This window comes from Hylemonella gracilis str. Niagara R, from assembly GCF_000600295.1.
Taxonomy (GTDB): Bacteria; Pseudomonadota; Gammaproteobacteria; order Burkholderiales; family Burkholderiaceae_C; genus Hylemonella; species Hylemonella gracilis_A.
This window is the reverse complement of the sequence record NZ_JEMG01000001.1, coordinates 2239087-2257660: the sequence shown is the minus strand read 5'-3', so window position 1 is coordinate 2257660 and position 18574 is coordinate 2239087. Positions and strand designations below refer to the sequence as shown.

At 64.8% G+C, this 18574-nt stretch carries 11 protein-coding genes; 7 read left to right on the top strand and 4 right to left on the bottom strand.

From position 1 onward, the window contains the following. Nucleotides 1-68: 68 nt before the first annotated feature. Together AZ34_RS10425 and AZ34_RS10420 are read left to right on the top strand one after the other, a co-directional pair. The gene (locus tag AZ34_RS10425; RefSeq protein ID WP_051509683.1) at nucleotides 69-1718 is read left to right on the top strand and encodes an HD family phosphohydrolase; all 1650 of its coding nucleotides are present in this window, start codon (nucleotides 69-71) and stop codon (nucleotides 1716-1718) included. A gap of 170 nt (nucleotides 1719-1888) precedes the next feature. Then, on the top strand, nucleotides 1889-3469 hold the full coding sequence (locus tag AZ34_RS10420) for a methyl-accepting chemotaxis protein (protein ID WP_035611452.1): 1581 nt from the start codon (nucleotides 1889-1891) through the stop codon (nucleotides 3467-3469). Between the two features lie 52 nt (nucleotides 3470-3521). On the opposite strand, the gene argA is transcribed toward AZ34_RS10420, so the two are convergent. Further along, entirely contained in the window at nucleotides 3522-4871 is a 1350-nt protein-coding gene (gene argA / locus AZ34_RS10415; RefSeq protein WP_035607822.1) for an amino-acid N-acetyltransferase, read from the bottom strand. Nucleotides 4872-4948: 77 nt separating this feature from the next. On the opposite strand from argA, the gene hrpA reads away from it, so the two are divergent. Next, a complete protein-coding gene (gene hrpA / locus AZ34_RS10410) occupies nucleotides 4949-8983 on the top strand; it encodes an ATP-dependent RNA helicase HrpA (protein WP_035607819.1) in 4035 nt (1344 codons plus the stop codon). 442 nt (nucleotides 8984-9425) lie between these two features. Next, entirely contained in the window at nucleotides 9426-11486 is a 2061-nt protein-coding gene (locus AZ34_RS10405) for an EAL domain-containing protein (protein ID WP_051509682.1), read from the top strand. A 76-nt stretch (nucleotides 11487-11562) separates the two neighbouring features. Here AZ34_RS10405 and AZ34_RS10400 read toward each other — a convergent pair whose 3' ends face one another. The 3 genes from AZ34_RS10400 to AZ34_RS10390 all read right to left on the bottom strand — a co-directional run bounded on the left by AZ34_RS10400 (nucleotide 11563) and on the right by AZ34_RS10390 (nucleotide 15108). Then, entirely contained in the window at nucleotides 11563-12744 is a 1182-nt protein-coding gene (locus tag AZ34_RS10400) for a pyridoxal phosphate-dependent aminotransferase (RefSeq protein ID WP_035607816.1), read from the bottom strand. 138 nt (nucleotides 12745-12882) lie between these two features. Next, complete coding sequence (locus AZ34_RS10395) at nucleotides 12883-13875, bottom strand: CysB family HTH-type transcriptional regulator (RefSeq protein WP_035607814.1); 993 nt, start codon at nucleotides 13873-13875, stop codon at nucleotides 12883-12885. Between the two features lie 84 nt (nucleotides 13876-13959). Next, the gene (locus AZ34_RS10390) at nucleotides 13960-15108 is read right to left on the bottom strand and encodes an iron-containing alcohol dehydrogenase (RefSeq protein ID WP_035607810.1); all 1149 of its coding nucleotides are present in this window, start codon (nucleotides 15106-15108) and stop codon (nucleotides 13960-13962) included. Nucleotides 15109-15306: 198 nt separating this feature from the next. Here AZ34_RS10390 and AZ34_RS10385 point away from each other — a divergent pair, with 198 nt between their 5' ends. From AZ34_RS10385 to AZ34_RS10375, 3 genes are read left to right on the top strand one after another with little or no spacing between them, the layout of a single operon-like run. Next, nucleotides 15307-16578 (top strand): diguanylate cyclase domain-containing protein, encoded by a 1272-nt coding sequence (locus AZ34_RS10385; protein WP_051509681.1) that lies wholly within the window; start codon nucleotides 15307-15309, stop codon nucleotides 16576-16578. Between the two features lie 28 nt (nucleotides 16579-16606). Continuing rightward, a complete protein-coding gene (locus AZ34_RS10380; protein ID WP_051510140.1) occupies nucleotides 16607-17593 on the top strand; it encodes an alpha/beta hydrolase fold domain-containing protein in 987 nt (328 codons plus the stop codon). A 20-nt stretch (nucleotides 17594-17613) separates the two neighbouring features. Then, a complete protein-coding gene (locus tag AZ34_RS10375) occupies nucleotides 17614-18486 on the top strand; it encodes a YbgC/FadM family acyl-CoA thioesterase (protein ID WP_035607807.1) in 873 nt (290 codons plus the stop codon). The last annotated feature ends 88 nt before the right edge of the window (nucleotides 18487-18574 follow it).

Sequence of the window (18574 nt, the reverse complement as noted above, 5' to 3'; positions counted from 1 at the left end):
TCTAAGATAGTCTCTCGCCTTGTTTGTCCTCGGCATCTTGGCCGAGGACTGTTACAAAAAGCGCGACCATGAACACCGAAACCACTGCCAATTTCACGACCGATCTGCTGCGTCGCCTCGAGCAGCTGAACGCCATCGGCACGGCGCTTTCGCGCGAGCATGACACCAACCGTTTGCTGGAAAACATCCTGCTCGCGGCCAAGGAAATCACCAACGCCGATGGCGGCACCCTTTACCGCGTGACCGAGGATGAGCGTGCGCTGCGCTTCGAAATCATGCGCACCGACTCGCTCAGCATCGCCATGGGCGGCACCACGGGAAAAAAGATCGAACTTCCGCTGGTGCAGCTGTACGACGCCGACAACAAGCCGAACGACCGCGCCGTGGCAGCCTATGCCGCCAATCACGAGAGCACGGTCAACATTCCGGACGCCTACGACAACACGAAGTTCGACTTCACGGGCACCCGCTCCTTCGACCAGCGCACAGGGTATCGCTCGCAATCGATGCTGGCCGTTCCGATGAAGAACCACGAGGATCGCGTGATCGGCGTGCTGCAGCTGCTGAACGCTCGCAAGCCCGGTAGTGGCGAGGTCACGGCCTTTCTGCCTGCAGACCAGAGCCTGGTGGAATCCCTGGCCTCGCAAGCCGCCATCGCGCTGACCAACCGGCAACTGATCGCGCAGCTCGAGGAACTGTTCGAGGCCTTGATCAGCATGATCAACGAGGCCATCGACGAAAAATCGGAATACACCGGCGGCCATTGCCAGCGCGTGCCGGAACTGACCATGCTGCTGGCCGACGCGGCTGCGGCCGTCAAGGAGGGGCCCTTGGCCAGCTTCTCCATGAGCGACAAGGACCGCTACGAGTTGAAGATCGCCGGCTTGCTGCATGACTGCGGCAAGATCACCACGCCCGTGCACGTGGTGGACAAGGCCACCAAACTCGAAACCATCTACGACCGCATCGGGCTGGTGGACACCCGCGTCGAGGTGCTCAAGCGCGACGCCGAGATCGCCGCCTTGCGCCAGCAACTGGCCTTGCGGCCCGTGGTGGATGCCGAGGCAGAAGCACGGTTCGAATCCGAAATGCGCGAGGAACTGGATCGCCTGGACGTGGACCGCGACTTCCTGCGCAGGGCGAACAAAGGCGGGGAAGCCATGCGCGATGAGGACATCCGCCGCGTGCGCGACATGGCGGTACAGCGGCGCTGGCGCGCGCCCGGTGACCCTCCCGGACAGGACAGTGATTTCCTGAGCCCGAATGAGGTCGAGAACCTCACCATCGCGCGCGGCACGCTGACGCAGCCGGAGCGCGAGATCATCAACCACCACATCGTCGCCACCATCAACATGCTGGAGCAGCTGCCCTGGCCGCGCCACCTGCGCAATGTGCCGGAGTACGCCGGGGGGCACCACGAACGCATGGACGGCAAGGGCTACCCCAAGGGCCTCACGCGTGAGCAGATGTCGGTGCAGGCCCGCGTGATGGGCATCGCCGACATCTTCGAGGCCTTGACCGCCAGCGACCGCCCCTATAAACCGCCGATGAAGCTCTCCCAGGCGCTGTCCATCATGGCGAACATGAAGAAGGGCGGGCACATCGACCCAGACTTGTTCGAGATCTTCGTGCGCGAGCGCGTCTATCTGCAGTACGCCGAGCGCTTCTTGGCGCCCGAGCAGATCGACGAAGTCAACCTGTCCGCGGTGCTGGTCTGAAACGCGCCGGGGCGCGCACGGATCCGTGCAGCGTCTTCACAAGGGTTGCGGCCTGAATTCACAATCGGATGTGGGGCCGTCGCCGCTGGCGAGGCCCCGGGTTCGGCGGCGTGACCTGCAGTCCGCGCGCCGATGGCATTCTGGCTTGCATCAACCGCGCGAGGTGCATCATGCAGATCAGGGTTCGGCTGCCGTTGACGATCGCGGCGCTCATCGTTTCCTTGCTGGGCGCCAGCTTCCTGGGCATCTACCAACTCAATCAGGCCCTGCGGGTCTTCGACGTTCAGGTGGCCGCCACCCACCAGCATGAACGACTGGTCACCAGCATGCTGGTCAGTTTCAAGACCCAGGTGCAGGAATGGAAGAATGTGCTGCTGCGCGGTGGCGACCCCGCGCTGCTGGATCGCCATTGGGCCAGTTTCGAGAAAACCGAGCAGGAAGTCGGCGCGGCCGGTCGCGTGCTGACCGACACCCTGTCGACGGGCGAGGCACGCCGCCTGGTCGAGCAATTCCTGTTGGAACATCGCAAGATGGGCGAAGGCTATCGACGCGGCTTGGAGGCTTACAAAACCTCGGGGTATCTTGCCCCCGTGGGGGACAAGTCCGTCAGCGGCATGGACCGCGCGCCAGCGCGTCTGTTGGACGATGCCGCCCTACAGATAAGCAAGGACGCCCAGGCGCTCGCGCTAGCCGCGCATGAACAGGGGCAACAGGCCGTTCTGCTCAGCCTGGCCCTGGTGCTGCTGGTTTGTCTGGCCAGCGTGGTCTTGTCCATCTGGCTGACCCGTTCGCTGATCCGTCCGATCCGGGAGGCGGTGGCTCATACCGAGGAGATTGCACGGGGCAATCTGGGTCGCGAAATCCATGCCGCTGGCCGCGACGAGCTGGCCCACCTTCTGCTTTCGCTGAACACCATGCGCTTGGCCCTGATTGACGTCGTGACGCGGGTTCGGCAAAGCTCCGACACGGTGTCCATGGCCAGCACCGAGATCGCCCAGGGCAACCAGGACCTTTCAGCCCGCACCGAGCGCCAAGCCAGCGCTCTTCAGCAGACCGCTGCCTCGATGGAGGAACTGTCCTCCACCGTGCGGCAGAACGCCGAGAACGCACAGCAGGCCAATCAGCTGGCGCGCAAGGCCAGCAGCGTCGCGGAGCAAGGGGGCGAGGTCGTGGAGCAGGTGGTCCATACCATGAAGGGCATCAACGACAGCTCACACCAGATCTCGGACATCATCGGCGTCATCGATGGGATCGCCTTCCAGACCAACATATTGGCGCTCAACGCGGCCGTGGAGGCCGCGCGCGCAGGTGAGCAAGGACGCGGCTTCGCGGTGGTGGCGGGCGAGGTGCGAGGACTCGCGCAGCGTTCGGCCGATGCCGCCAAGCAGATCAAGGCCTTGATCGGCGAAAGCGTGCAACGCGTCCAGCAGGGCAGCATGCAGGCCGATCAGGCTGGCGGCACCATGGGCGAGGTGGTGTCCAGCATCCGGCGGGTGACCGACATCATGGGCGAGATCAGCGCGGCCAGCAGCGAACAGAGTTCCGGGGTCTCGCAGATCGGCGAAGCCGTGACCCAGATGGATCAGGCCACACAGCAGAACGCGGCCCTGGTGGAGCAGATGGCCGCAGCGGCGAGCAGCTTGCGGATGCAGGCGCAGGAACTCGTGCAGGTCGTGGCCGTCTTCCGGCTGTCCAGCGCGGGTGGCGGTTCGTCCGAGCAGGCGCCCCCGCTTGCCCTGATGGCCGCCTGACACCTGCGCTGCCTCCGAATCGCGCCCGCCAGGTCAACCGGGGCTGTGTCGCTCACGCCAGTTTCTTGACCAGAACCTGACTGCGGCGGTCCCAGTTGTACAGGCGGCGCCGGGCTTCGGGCAGCCAGTCCGGGTCCACCTGCTGGAAGCCGCGCTTGATGAACCAGTGCATGGTGCGCGTGGTCAGCACGAAGATGCTCTTGAGCCCCATGGCCCGGGCGCGTTGTTCGATGCGCTTGAGGACCTTCTCGCCATCGCCTTGACCCTGGGATTCGCTGGAAACGGTCAAGGCCGCCATTTCGGCCGTATGCGCCTCGGGGTAGGGATAGAGTGCTGCGCAAGCGAAGATCACCCCGTCATGTTCGATGATGGTGTAGTTGCCGATGTCGCGCTCGATCTCCGTGCGGCTGCGCTTGACCAGGGTGCCGTCCTGTTCATACGGCTCGATCAGGCGCAGGATGCCGCCCACGTCGTCCGCCGTGGCCTCGCGCAGTTCCTCGAGTTTCTCGTCCACGATCATGGTTCCGATGCCGTCGTGCACGTAGATTTCCAGCAGCAGGGAGCCATCGACCGCGTAGGGGATGATGTGACTGCGCTCCACGCCGCCCTTGCAGGCGCGGATGCAATGTTTCAGGTAAAAGGCGGCATCGCTGGGTTGCTCGGGCGGGGGCAGTTCCGCCAGCAGTTTTTCAGCGGCGGCCAGGGGCAGCTCGGTGTCGATCGGGTTGTCTTCGGACTCCGGTTCGTTGGGACGCAGGCGCAGGCCGGGAATCTCGGTGATGAATATCAGCTTGTCCGCATGCAGGGCAGTGGCCACCGAGGTCGCCACGTCCTCCATGGTCAGGTTGAAGGCTTCCCCCGTCGGCGAGAAACCAAAGGGTGAGAGCAGGGCCACCGCGCCCATGTTCAGCGTGTGCTGGATGGCGGCCACGTCGACCTTGCGCACCAGGCCTGAACTCTGGAAATCGACGCCATCGACTATGCCCACCGGTCGCGCGGTGATGAAGTTGCCCGAGAGCACGCGCACCGTGGCGCCCGCCATGGGCGTGTTGGGCAGGCCCTGGCTGAAGGCGGCCTCGATCTGGTAGCGCAGCTGGCCGGCAGCCTCCTGCGCACAATCCAGCGCGACCTCGTCCGTGATGCGCATGCCGCGCGAATACAGGGGGGCATGGCCCTTGGCCTTGAGCTGCTCGTTCACCTGCGGGCGAAAACCGTGCACCAACACGATCTTGACGCCCATGCTCTGGATCAAGGCCAGATCCTGCGCCAGATTCGGCAGTTTGCCCGCCGCGATGGCTTCGCCACAGACGCCGACGACGAAGGTCTGGTTGCGAAATTTGTGGATGTAGGGCGCGACCGAACGGAACCAGGGCACGAAGGTGAAGTTGAATACGGCGGACATGCGGGGGCGCGAGCAAGGAGTGGCTGGGGAAAGGCTTACGGGCGGGGATAATCGCGGATTCTCCACGAAGTTTTCCCTTGAGTTCCTCCACGCTGAAAATCGAGTTTCCCGAGTCGCTGCCGGTGTCGGCCAAACGCGACGAGATCGCCGCCGCGCTGCAGGCCCACCAGGTCATCATCGTCTGCGGTGAAACGGGTTCGGGCAAAACCACGCAATTGCCCAAGATCGCCCTGAGCCTCGGGCGGGGCAAGTGCAACTACCCGGCCGGCCAGCGCGGCCAGCTGATCGGCCACACCCAGCCGCGCCGTATCGCCGCGTCCAGCGTGGCCAAGCGCATCGCGGAGGAACTACAGACGCCGCTGGGCGAGGTGGTGGGCTACAAGGTGCGCTTCAACGACCGGCTGGGCAAGGACGCTTCGGTCAAGCTGATGACGGACGGCATCTTGCTGGCGGAGACCCAGACCGACCCGCTGCTGAACGCCTACGACACGATCATCATCGACGAGGCGCACGAGCGTTCGCTCAACATCGATTTTCTGCTGGGCTATCTGCGGCAGATCCTGCCGCGCAGACCAGACCTGAAGGTCATCGTGACTTCGGCCACGATTGACGCCGAGCGTTTTGCCCGGCACTTTGCTTCAGCGCCACAGGGTCGCCAAGGGACGGGCCGCCCCAAGCCGGGCGAAACCCCCTCGGGGGGCAGCGAGTCACACGAAGTGGGTGAGCGTGGGGGCCTTGTTCCTGCGCCCATCATCTATGTCTCGGGCCGGACCTATCCCGTAGAGATGCGTTGGCGCCCCTTCGAGGAATCGCGTGAGCACGACATCAATGACGCCATCGCCGATGCCGTGGATGAACTCTGGCAAGGCCATGCGGCGGGTGACATCCTCGTTTTCTTCCCGGGCGAGCGTGAAATCCGGGAGGCCGCGGACCATCTGCGCAAGCACCTGAGCCACGATCCCATCAAGCGCAGCGCCGAAGTGCTGCCCCTGTTCGCCAGGCTGAGCCAGGCCGAGCAGGACAAGGTGTTCGACGGTCACACCGGTCGGCGCATCGTGCTGGCCACCAACGTGGCCGAAACCTCGCTCACCGTGCCGGGCATCCGCTACGTCATCGACACCGGAACGGCACGGGTCAAGCGCTACAGTTTCAGGAGCAAGGTCGAGCAGTTGCTGGTCGAGCCGGTCAGCCAGGCGGCTGCCAACCAGCGTGCGGGCCGCTGCGGGCGCGTGGCCGACGGCATCTGCATCCGCCTCTACGACGAAAAGGACTTCAACGGCCGCGAGCGTTTCACCACGCCAGAAATCCTGCGTTCCTCGCTCGCGGGTGTCATCCTGCGCATGAAGTCCCTGCACCTGGGCTCGGTGGAGGACTTCCCCTTCCTCGAAGCGCCCTCGGGCCGTGCCATCGCCGATGGCTACCAGTTGCTGGCCGAATTGGGAGCGGTGGATGAGGCCAACGAACTCACGCCCCTGGGCCGTGAGCTGGCCAAGTTGCCCCTGGACCCGCGTGTCGGCCGCATGATCCTGGAAGCGCGGGACCGTCAGGCGCTGGAAGAAGTGCTGGTGATCGCCAGTGCCCTGAGCGTGCAGGATGTGCGGGATCGTCCGCTGGAAGCCCAGGCCCAGGCCGATCAGGCCCATGCCAAGTTCGACGACGAAAAGAGCGAGTTCACCGGCTACCTGAAGCTCTGGAAGTGGATCCACGATGCGCGCGGTGGCAAGCCGGATGCGGCAGCGCCGGGGGCGGCGGAACACAAGCTCAGCAACCGCCAGTACGAAGCCCTCTTGCGCCAGAATTTCGTGAACGTGCGCCGCGTGCGCGAGTGGCGTGACATCTACAGCCAGTTGCTCACCGTGGTGACCGAGCATCAGTGGCGGCTGAATCAAGCGCCCGCGACGTACGAGCAGATCCATCTGTCCATGCTGGCCGGCCTGCTGGGCAACGTCGGTTGCAAGCACGAGACAGAAGACGTTTACCTGGGTGCCCGCAGTGTCAAGTTCCATCGTCACCCGGGCGCGCATCTTTCCAAGAAACCGGGCCGCTGGATCGTCTGCGCCGAGCTGGTCGAGACCACGCGGCTTTTCGGTCGTGGTATCGCCGCCATCGAGCCCCAGTGGCTGGAGCAGGTGGCAGGACATCTGCTCAAGAAGCAGTTGCTCGATCCGCATTGGGAGAAGAAGGCCGCCGAAGTGATCGCGCTGGAGCGTGCGACGCTGTACGGCCTGCTCATCTACAGCGGACGGCGCGTCAACTTCGGTCGGGTCGATCCGGCGGCGGCACGTGAGGTGTTCATCCGTGAAGCCCTGGTCGCGGGCGAGTGGGACACCCAACTGCCTTTCCTGGCCGCCAACCGCAAGCTGATCCGCGAGGTGGAGGAACTGGAGCACAAGTCCCGCCGGCAAGACGTGCTGGTGGACGAGGAACTGATCTACGCCTTCTACGACCAGCATCTGCCGGCCCAGGTCTGCAGCGGTTTCGAGTGCGAGCGCTGGTACCGTGAGGCGAGCCGTAGCCAGCCCGACCTGCTGCGCCTGAGCCGCGAGGAACTGATGCGCCACGAGGCGGCTGGGGTCACCAGCAGCGCTTTCCCGAAGACCTTGCGCCTGGGTGGCGTGGATTGCGCGGCGACCTACCTGCACGAGCCGGGTGACCCGCGTGACGGATTGACGGTCACCGTTCCGCTGTTCGTGCTGAACCAGGTCAGCGAGGAGCGTTGCGAATGGCTGGCCCCAGGCATGCTCAAGGACAAGATTCAGGCCTTGCTCAAGAGCCTGCCGCAACGGCCGCGCAGCCGCTTTGTGCCCCTGCCTGAGTCGGCCGCCCGGCTGGCGGAGGATCTGGGTCAGCCCGAGAACTTCGGTCGGGGCAGCCTGACGGACGCGTTGCTCAAGCGCGTGCGCGAGATCACCAGCCTGGACGTGAAGCGCACGGACTTCAAGCTCGACATGCTCAGCCCGCACCTGTTCATGAACCTTCGGGTGGTGGACGAACATGGCCGCCAGTTGGGTCAGGGCCGCAACCTCGGTGCGCTCAAGGCCGAACTGGGCGCGCAGGCGCGCGGCGCATTTCAGGCACTGGCGACGTTGAAGGCGGCCTCGCTTCAGCCTTCCTTGCCAGGTGCGACCGAGGCAGGTGGCGGGGCGAGGGTGGAGCAGGCCAGCGCGAATGCCAACGCTCGACCAGGCATGGACTACTTGTCCAGCAAGAACAAGCCCACTCAGCGTCCGGGCGCGGCATCCTCTGGGTCCGCAGCCGACGCGGCCCAGCGCCACGTCGCCTGGACCTTTGGAGAGTTGCCCGAGCTGATGGAAATCAGAAAGGGCGGGCAGACCCTGATCGGTTTTCCGGCGTTGGTGGACGCGGGTGATGCCGTCATGCTGGAGGTGTTCGACGAACCCGAGGCAGCGGCCCTCAAGCATCGCGCCGGTCTGCGGCGCTTGTTCGCCTTGCAAATCCGTGACGCGCTCAAGTACCTGGAAAAGAACATACCAGACCTACAGAAGATGGCCGTGGCCTACCTGAGCCTAGGCACCTTGGAGGAACTGCGCGCGCAGATCCTGGAGGTTGCGCTGGACCGTGCCTTTTTGCTGGAGCCCCTGCCCGCAAACGACGTGGACTTCAAGCGCCGCCTCGATGAAGGGCGCGGACGCCTGACCCTGATCGCCAATGAGGTGGCTCGGCTGGCCGCCAACATCCTGGGCGAATACGCGGTGGCGCAGCGCAAGATCAAGGACACGAAAAACGCGACGGAGGCCGTCGCCGACTGCACGCAGCAACTGCAGCGCCTGGTGCCCAAGCGCTTTCTGGCCGGAACGCCCTGGCAGGCGCTCCAGCATTTCGCGCGTTACCTCAAGGCCATCACCTTGCGGCTGGACAAATGGCGCGCAGACCCCGCCCGGGACGCCGCGCGTCTGGCCGAGCTCAAGCCGCAGGAGCAGCGCTACTTGCGCCTGCTGGCCGAGCGCAAGGGTGCGACCGATGCACGCTTGCAGGAACTGCGTTGGCTGATCGAGGAACTGCGCGTGAGTTTCTTCGCGCAGGAGTTGCGCACACCACAACCGGTCAGCATCAAGCGCCTGGAAAAACTCTGGCAGCAGCTCAACAGCTGAGCGCAGTCTGTCGAAACCACTTGGCGATGAGCATGAGGGCATGGGCGCATCATGTGCCTGGTGCCCCGGCTCCGATCACCTCGCTTCATGGCTTTCCCTAGCTGGCCTTCTTTGTGCTCAAGTCAAACCAGCGAAGGACGATGAGACAGAGTGGCACCCCTTGTCAGTTTGGGCGCAAGCGGCCCGCGTTGATGGATTTTCAGTACAAGCTGTGCCTGCGCTGGCGAAATCGACGGAATGATGAAGGAGAATGGCAAGGTTTTGAAGATGGACCGCGCAGGAGTTGGGTACAAGACAGCAAGTGATCAAGACCGGAGTGTCGGACTCCACGGTTGTAAGAGTTATTAGGGAATGTGGAAGTTGAAGGGAAACAGAGAGCGCCCGCAGAGCGTCTCCCTTCAAGCGCCCGACGAGGCGTGCAGAGGAGTCCATTTTGTCAGCAGTGGGTGATGCGCCTGTGGCGGCGGCCTGGGGCGTTTCGGAGGTGGAGCGCAGACAGGCCAGCAGACTGTATGGCGCGGCGTGGGCCGACGCCTTGTTGAGCATGCAGCCGGTCTTGCAGGACCAGCTTGAGGTCATCGTTGAAAAACTGTTCCGCAGCCTGGCGGAAATCCCGTCGATCAGTCATCTGATCCTCACCATGGCGGAGCCAGAACAGGCGCAATTCAAGGCACGTCTGCGCGAATACCTGCTGACCCTGACCGCGCCAGATTTGAATGCCGAAGGTCATCGCCAACTCGCGGGGCGTCTGGGTTTGCAACATGCCGTCATGGGCGTGGCCCGAGACGATCTAACCTTGGGGTCCGAGATCCTGCTGGGCTTGGTGCGTGACCATGTTGGTGGCGTGCAACATGGGCGTGCCCTGGCCGCGCTCGGCCAGCGGCTGATGCGCGACATGTCGCTGCAGATGCAGGTTTACCAGGAGGTGCAGATCCAGCGTCACAAGCTTACTCAGGAGCTGACGCAACTGGTCTGGCAGGTGGAGAGTTACACCGATCTGATCGATCGCATGACACAGCGCCTGTCTGAGCATGGAGAGATCGCCGCCTGCTCCTTCGGTCGGCTCGACAACCGGGGTGTGTTCCGCTTCGAGGCGGTGTCCGGGCAGGCCAATGATTTCCTGATGCGCTTCGAGCAACTCGCAGGTGGCTCGCTGAGCGAGGTGAGCGAGGACCCGACGGGACGTGCCTGGCGCACGCGGCAAGTCCAGCGCTGCATCAACTTCGCCACCGACCCTGCCACAGAGCGCTGGCGCGGGCTGATGCGCGAGCGCGGCTACCGATCCAGCGTGGCCATTCCGGTCGGTCCCAGTGACGGCGCCCCTTTCTTCGTGCTAACGCTCTTTTGCACCTTGCCGGGTGGTTTCAGTTCGACGCACCAACAATCCTTCATCGAGCAACTACAGACCCTGTTGGTTTTTGCACTGATGGCCATCGAAGCGCGTCATGGACCGACCCGTGTCGTGCCCTATGCGACGCGCCAGCATTGGGCCAGCCTGCTGCGCACGGACGCGCTAGAGATGCACTACCAACCCTTGCTGGATCTGCAGACGGGCAGCGTGAGCAAGGTGGAGGCCCTGGCCCGCCTGCGCGAGGACGGTCGCCTGCTGGGGCCCGGTGAATTCTTCGCGGCCTTGCTGCCCAGCGATTTCGTGGAGCTCTACGCCCGTGGGCTGCGGGAGGTGCTGCGCCAGCGCAGTCTCTGGCGGGACGCCGGCCTGGACTTGGCCGTTTCGCTGAACCTGCCTTCCAGTGCACTGGTCGACCCACGCTACTTCGACGTGACCCAGCGCATCCTGCTGGAGCAAGACTGCGAACCGGAGAAGCTGACGCTGGAGTTGCTGGAGACGGGCGCCATCGGTTCCAGTGCCGACGCGGTCGGGGTGTTCCACAAGTTCAAGTCCCTGGGCGTGAAGCTGGCGGAGGACGATCTGGGCGCAGGCTACAGCGGCCTGGCGCGTCTGCGCGAGATGCCCTTTGACCTGATCAAGATCGACCGCAGCATCGTGCAGAACCTCGAGCGCGACACCTTCGACGTGCTGCGCTTCATCTACCAGCTCACCCGACTTGGGCATGCCTTGGGCAAGCGCGTGGCACTGGAAGGGGTAGAAGACCCCGGCCTGCTCGAGGCGGTTCGCATCCTCGGGGTGGACGCCGTGCAGGGATATGCGGTAGCCCAGCCCATGCCCGGAGCGGCACTCCTGCCCTGGCTGCAGACCCAGGGGAAGGCGCGGTCCGCTGCTTCAGCGCGCCCCAAGACCGACGGTGTGCTGGCCAGACTGGCGCGGCTTCTGGTGTGGGAGGAGCGCCTGCATCTGCATCTTGAACATGCCTCGGAGCAGGGCGACACGACGGCGGGGCCGCCCTTGCCAACCCTGTTTGGAGACCGGGGACGCTCCCATGCGGATCAGGCCGTGGCCGTGGCGCGCCTGCACGGCATGCTGAGTCTGCAATACCAGCACGCGCGCCAAGGTTTGATTCTGGCCATCAGCAGCAGCGACTAGGCCACGCTGCGCTTGAGGCAGGCAAGGCCTTGTCAATCGCCCACGTGGCCCCGCCCCCACCAAGCGCTGCCGGGATTCAGAGCCTGGCGAGGCGGTCCAGCGCGAGCTGCAGTGTCTCGTCCATCTTGGCGTAGCAGAAGCGGATGACTTTCTGGTCATGGCCATTGCCGTAGAAGGCGGAGAGCGGGATCGCCGCCACGCCGATCTCGGCGGTCAACCAGAGGCAGAAATCCGCCTCGCTCAGGTCGCGCTCCGGCACGGCCAGGTTGGAGATGTCCACGCATTGGAAGTAGCTGCCCTCGCTGGGCAGCAGGCGAAAGCGCGTTTTCGCGAGTCCAGCGCGGAACAAGTCGCGCTTGCGCTGGTAAAAGGCGGGCAGGGTCAGGTAGGGATGCGGGTCGGCCATGTAGGCGGCCAGGCCGTGCTGCACGGGGGTGTTGACGGTGAACACATTGAACTGGTGGACCTTGCGGAACTCGGCGGTGAGCGACGCGGGCGCGGCCACGTAGGCCACTTTCCAGCCAGTGACGTGGTAGGTCTTGCCGAAACTGCTGACGATGAAAGCGCGTGCCGCAAGACCTGGATACCGAGCCACGCTTTCGTGACGCTGACCGTCGTAGACCATGTGCTCGTACACCTCGTCGGCGATCACCAGCACGTTCGTGGGGGCCAGCAAGGCCTGGAGCTGCTCCATGTCCTCACGTGACCAGACGGTGGCGCTGGGGTTGTGTGGCGTGTTGAGGATGAGGGCGCGGGTCTTGGGCGTGAGGGCCGCCGCGATGCGCTCGAAGTCAGGCCGGAAGGAGCCGGGCTCGCCAGCCTTGCCCAGCGGCACCCGCACGACCACGCCCCCGGCCAGCTCGATGTTGGGCACGTAACTGTCGTAGCAGGGTTCGAGCACGATCACTTCGTCGCCCGGGTGCACCACGGCCAGGATGGCCGTGAGGATGGCCTGGGTCGCGCCTGCGGTGATGGTGATCTCGGCGTTCGGGTCGTAGGCGTGGCCGTACAGTGCCGTGATCTTGCCCGACACCGCCTGGCGCAAGGCTGGCACGCCAGTCATCGGGGGATACTGGTTCAGCCCCTTGCGCATGGCCTCGGTCACCGCGTCGACCAGACGCGGATCGCCCTCGAAATCAGGGAAACCCTGACCCAGGTTCACCGCATTTTTCTCCGCCGCCAGCGCGGACATCACGGTGAAGATGGTCGTGCCGACCTTGGGCAGGCGACTCTGGAGGGGTGGCGTTGTTGCATTCATGGGGAGGCTACAAGTGTGAGGATGATCTTCTTGACCAGGGCTCCCGTGGAACCGGCTGTGCCGGGCCACCTGGAGCGTCCCCTCTGCCACCGAAGGTTGGCGTTCAGGGGGGGAAGGCGCGCAGCGCCTCAGGGGGATTCACAGTTCATACACCGTGTGCTCACCACGCATCACGCGCTCAACCAGATCACGCGGCAGACGTTCGCTCAACAGCTCGGCGAATTCGTAGACGAAGTTACGCAGGTAGGCCCCGCGCTTGAAGGCCACGCGCGTGACGTTGCGACCAAACAGATGACCCAAGGGGCGGACGACCAGCTCATTGGGTTCGCTCGCGGCGGCTTGCGGGGCGACGCCTGCCTCGGTGCCCGTGAGTGTGGGGCGGTCACGCACCGCCATTTCGGCCACCAGCCCCAGCCCCATGCCCAGCTTCACGTAAGTGGTGATGACGTCCGAATCGATCGCTTCCAACACGATCTGCGGGTTCAGCTTGCGCTGGGCGAAAGCGGTGTCAATGCGCGTGCGACCGGTGAAGGTGGGGTGGTAGGTGATCAGCGGCACGGCGGCCAGGTCTTCCAGGTGCAGGCGCTCCTTGCGGGCCAGGGGGTGTTGCGCAGGCAGCACCAGCACATGTTCCCATTCATAGCAGGGCAAGGTCACCAGCTCCGCGTAGTCGGCCAGCGATTCGGTGGCGATGCCGATTTCCGCCACTTCGTCGATCAGCATGCGCGCGACCTGGTCAGGGTTGCCCTGGTGCAGCGAGAGCTTGACCTGGGGCCAGGCTGAACGCAGCTTGGCCACCGGCGCGGGCAGGACGTAACGGGCCTGGGTGTGGGTGGTGGCGATGGAGAGGGTGCCGCTGTCCTGGGCACTGTACTGCTCACCGATGCGCTTGAGGTTGCCGACCTCGCGCATGATGACTTCGATGCTGCGCAGCACCTGCTCGCCGGGCTCCGTGACGCGCTTGAGCCGTTTGCCGTGGCGAGCAAAGATGTCGATGCCCAGCTCTTCTTCCAGCTCCAGGATGGCCTTGGACACCCCGGGTTGCGAGGTGTGCAAGGCCTTGGCTGCCTCGGTCAGGTTCAGCTGGCGCCGCACGGCTTCTTGCACGAAGCGAAATTGGTGCAGATTCATGGCAAGGAATGGATAAAGAACCCATTCATTATGCCTTTGATTTTTTATGACTTCCGTGTCGCTAGACTCAAAGCCTTAAGTGCCCTAGAGCGATGCCGCCAGCAGGGCTTCGTAGTCCTCGGCGCTGGCTTCTCTGGGATTGGTCTTGTGGCAATGGTCCGCCAACGCGCCACGGACGATGTCGGGGAATTGCACCTTCTGCACACCCAGCGCCGCCAGACCTGCCGGCAGGCCCAGGCGCGCATTCATGTCCCGCAGGGCGGCCGGAATGTCCGCACCCGTGCGCAAGCCCATGGCCTGCGCCATGCGCTGCAGCCGGTCCTCGCGAGCGACGCTTTCCGCTCCTGCGTTGAAACCCACCACGGCCGGAAGGAACATGGCGTTGAGCGTGCCGTGGTGCAGGCGCGGGTTCAACCCACCCAGGCTGTGGCTGAGGCTGTGCACGCAGCCCAAGCCTTTTTGAAAGGCCATGGCGCCTTGCATGGACGCACTCATCAATTGGCGACGGGCTTCACCATCCTTACCGTCACGCGTCGCGCGCTCGATGTGCGCCCAGCCGCGCGCCAGGCCGTCGAGCGCGATGCCGTCGGCCGGCGGGTTGAAGGCCGAGGCCATGAAGGTCTCCATGCAGTGCGCGATGGCGTCCATGCCCGTGGCGGCGGTCAGCAGCGGCGGCAGGCCGTAGGTCAGCTCCGGGTCGCAGATCGCGGCCTTAGGCACCAGGTGCCAGCTGTGGAAGCCGAGCTTGCGGTGATCGTCCAGAATGAGCAGGGCGCCACGCGCCACCTCGCTGCCGGTGCCGCTGGTCGTGGGCACGGCGATCAGGGGCGCCACCCGTTCAGTGATCCGGGGCGAACCGCCCTCAATGGTGGCGTAGCGCTGCAGCGGCCCCTCATGGGTGGCCATGAGGGCCACACCCTTGGCGCAATCGATGGCGCTGCCACCACCTACGGCAATCAGGCCGTCGCAGCCTTGTTCCCGGTACAGGGCCGTGGCGGCGCGCACGGCGGCTTCGGTGGGGTTGGGCGGGGTCTGGTCGAAGACGGGAACCGCAGACTTGCCGGGGCCGTGCGCCAGTGTTGCCAGGGCGCGATCAACGATGCCTGCGGCCTTGACCCCCGCATCCGTGACGATCAGCGGTCGATCGATGCCCACGCGTTCGCATTCCTGCCGCAGCAGCCGGATGGCGCCAAAATCGAACTGGACCTGGGTGACATAATGGATCAGCGCCATGTCGTCTCCTGAGCGTTGGATGGCGCCTTGTCTCGGTCAGGCGCGCTTTGCACGCGCACTGTAGCGGTTGTCGCGCCCGATGTCGCTGGCCGGCTGTCTCGCGCGCGGCAATCGCCGCGCCCCGGCCATGGGTCTGAGTTTTGATTCGGGGTGCGGCAAGGTGCATACACCCCAGGGCGGCCTAAGGAACAAGAAGCGATGTCCTTCAGCGCTTACGAGAACCTGTTCAGCACGGTATTCGAGCATGCGGGCATCGGCATGGCCTTGGTCGCGCCCGATGGCCGCTGTCTGCATCTGAACCGCAAGCTGTGCGACCTGATCGGTTACACGCAGGACGAGTTGCTGACCAAGTCCTTGCAGGACATCACCCACCCGGACGAGCAGCATGCCGATGCCGACCAGGTCCACCGCCTGCTGGTGGGAGAGACCGAGGCCTGCACGCTGGAAAAGCGCTACCTCCACCGGGCGGGAGCAGTGGTCTGGGTCCGACTGACGGTAACGCTGATCCGCAAGCCCGGTGGCGAGCCCGACTGCTTCGTCTTCGCCGTCGAAGACATCGGCGCCAGCAAGCGCCTGGAGCAGCAGCTGCGCCAGCACGCCTTGTTCTACGAAACCTCGGAGCAGGGCGTGGTGATCCTGGATGCCGATCGCCGCATCGTGGACGCCAACGCCGCGTTCGAGCGCATCACCGAGCACCGGTTGGACGAGATCCGGGGGCGATCGATCCTCGGCCTGCTCAATTCCGACCGTCATGACGACTTCTTTTTCCGCCAGATGTGGCAAGCCGTGCGCGAGCAGGGCCATTGGCAAGGAGAAATCTGGAACCGTCGCAAGGGGGGCGACGTGTACCTTGAATGGCTCAGCATCCACGCGGTCAAGGATGCGCAAGGTCGCCTGCTAGCCTACATCGGCGCGCATACCGACATCAGCCGGATGCAGCATGTCCAGAGCGAGATGGAGCGCTTGGCCCATTACGACGCTTTGACCGGCCTGCCCAATCGCCTGCTGCTGATGTCGCGCTTGGCGCACGCCATCGATCGTGTCAAGCGCGGCGGCATGGGGGCGGTGCTCTTTCTCGATCTGGATGGTTTCAAGCAGATCAATGACACCCTGGGCCATCCTGTCGGTGATGAATTGCTGCAGGCCGTGGGCAAGCGGCTCAAGAAGCGCCTGCGCGACATGGACACCCTGGCGCGGTTGGGCGGCGATGAATTCATCGTCGTGCTGGAGGACGCGGCGACACCGGACAGTGTGGCCATGCTGGCGCAGGAGCTGCTGCGTCAACTGGGCTCCCCGTTCAAGCTGTCGCAGGGTCGACAGGTCCAGGTTGGCGGCAGCGTGGGCATTGCCTTGTTTCCCCAGGATGGCCGCGACGCCACACAGCTGATCGCGCGCGCAGACCATGCCCTGTACGAGGCCAAGTCCGCAGGCAAGGGGGTCTACCGCTTTTTCAAGCGCTATCTCCTGTAGGATGCATTTTTCGCTTCGTTCCGATCTGATGCAGCACGCGCGCGCCCCGCAAGACCGCTCACCCGAAGACCTGCTCACGCCCGCCATGCGGCAGGTGATCCACAACATGGCCCGCGCCCGCCAGCCGGCCCTGCACGACCTGCCGCCTGCCGAGGCACGTCTGGCCTACGCCAAAGGCTCGGGCGTGCTCGACGTGCCGGGCCCGGCCCTGGCACGGGTTGAGGACCTGCGCATCCCCACGCGTGACGGTACCTTGCTGCCCGCGAGCTTGTATGCCCCGCGCTTGGCCGAGGAGGGCCGCCTGCCCGCGCTACTCTACTTCCACGGAGGTGGTTTCACCATCGGCAGCATTGCCAGCCACGCGTCCTTGTGCCGTCGGCTGGCAGAGCAGGCGGGCTGCGCCGTGCTGTCCCTGGACTACCGGCTCGCGCCCGAGCACAGGTTTCCCACCGCCGTCCACGATGCCTGGGATGCCTTGTACTGGCTTGCGGGTTCGGCTGAAGCCCAGGCCCTGGGCGTCGACACTGCGCGCCTGGCCGTCGGTGGGGACAGCGCGGGGGGAACGCTGGCCGCAGTCTGCGCCATCCTGGCTCGTGACGCTGGCTTGCCGCTGGCCTTGCAACTGTTGTTCTATCCCGGAACGACCGCGCACCAGGACACGCCCTCGCATCAGACTTACGCAGAAGGTTTCGTGCTGGGCGCGGCGTCCATCCATTATTTCTTTGACCACTACGCGCCCCGGCGCGAAGACCGCGAGGACTGGCGTTTCGCGCCCTTGCTGGCGCCCGACGTGGATGGCGTCGCGCCGGCCTGGATGGGTCTCGCCGAGTGCGACCCCTTGGTGGACGAAGGGCTGCTCTACGCGGACAAGCTGCGCGCCGCCGGCGTGATGGTGGATCTGGACATCTACCGAGGCGTCACCCACGAATTCATCAAGATGGGGCGTGCCATCCCCGAAGCGCTGCAAGCCCAGGCCGACGCGGCCCGGGCCTTGCGCCAGGCCTTGTTCGTCTGAACCCGAAGGAAAGCTACCGCATGAAACGCCTGGACTTCCGCTTTCTCCACCGTCTGCGCGTGCGCTGGGCCGAGGTGGACATGCAGAAAATCGTCTTCAACGCGCATTACCTGATGTACTTCGACACGGCCATCAGCGACTACTGGCGCGCCCTGGCCCTGCCTTACGAGGAAGCCATGCGGCAACTCGGCGGTGACTTGTATGTGAAGAAGGCCACGGTGGAGTTCCATGCCTCAGCACGCATGGACGACCAACTGGAAGTTGGTCTGCGATGCGCGCGCGTCGGCAACTCCTCGGTCCAGTTCATCGGCGCGATTTTCCGGGGTGAAGAACTGCTGATCACCAGCGAGCTGATCTACGTGTACGCCGACCCCGTGTCCCAGACTTCGAGGCCGGTGCCGACCGTGTTGCGGGAATTGCTGGTGGATTTCGAGGCTGGTGAGGCGGCCAGCCAGCGCTTGACGACGTTGCGCGTCGGCAACTGGGCCGAGCTGGGCGAGGCTGCATCCCGCGTGCGCACCGAGGTCTTCGTGCGCGAGCAGCACATCCCCGCCGAGATGGAATGGGACGAGGCCGACCAGACCGCCGTGCACGCGGTGATCTACAACCGTCTGGGCATGCCGCTGGCCACGGGCCGATTGCTGAGCGACAAGGAACCGGGTGTAGGCAAGATCGGTCGCATGGCCGTCCACCGCGCCTTGCGCGGTACCCGATTGGGGAGCGACTTGGTGTCCGCGCTGAGTGCAGCGGCCCGGGCAAGAGGCGATCACGAATTGGTGCTGCACGCCCAGCGCAGCGCCGAGGGCTTTTATGCCCGATTGGGCTTCTTGGCGCGGGGCGAGCCCTACGATGAAGTGGGCATACCGCACGTCACGATGGGCAAACCCCTCTGAAAAGAGAAAACCGCCGCCGGACTGACCGGGGCGGCTTTCTCTCTGCTTCTGGATGTCAGGCCTGAATCGAAGCCAAGGCTTCGATTCA